This is a genomic window from Microbacterium sp. C7(2022) (assembly GCF_028823665.1).
In the GTDB taxonomy this organism is placed as follows: domain Bacteria; phylum Actinomycetota; class Actinomycetes; order Actinomycetales; family Microbacteriaceae; genus Microbacterium.
On sequence record NZ_JAPEHV010000100.1, the window covers coordinates 1 to 223 of the forward strand.

Below are 223 nucleotides of genomic sequence, written 5' to 3' on the forward strand. Positions count from 1 at the left end.
GGGTGGTGTTGCAGACCATGAGGGATGAAATGCTATTTGCTAAGTTTGAGAAATGTGAGTTTTGGTTAAAGGAAGTGGCCTTCCTAGGGCATGTGGTTTCGGGTGACGGAATCAAAGTGGATCCGAAAAAGACAGAGGTGATAAAGAATTGGCCTAGACCCTTGACTCCAACCGACATTAGGAGCTTCTTGGGTTTAGCAGGGTACTATAGAATGTTCGTGAA

The 223-nt window shown here is 45.3% G+C and carries 1 protein-coding gene; it reads left to right on the forward strand.

Annotated elements, in window-relative coordinates; all coding sequences use genetic code 11:
• Window positions 1-17: 17 nt before the first annotated feature.
• Window positions 18-223: hypothetical protein (locus ON062_RS13740; protein WP_274647705.1), on the forward strand; the 206-nt coding region annotated here is incomplete at its 3' end.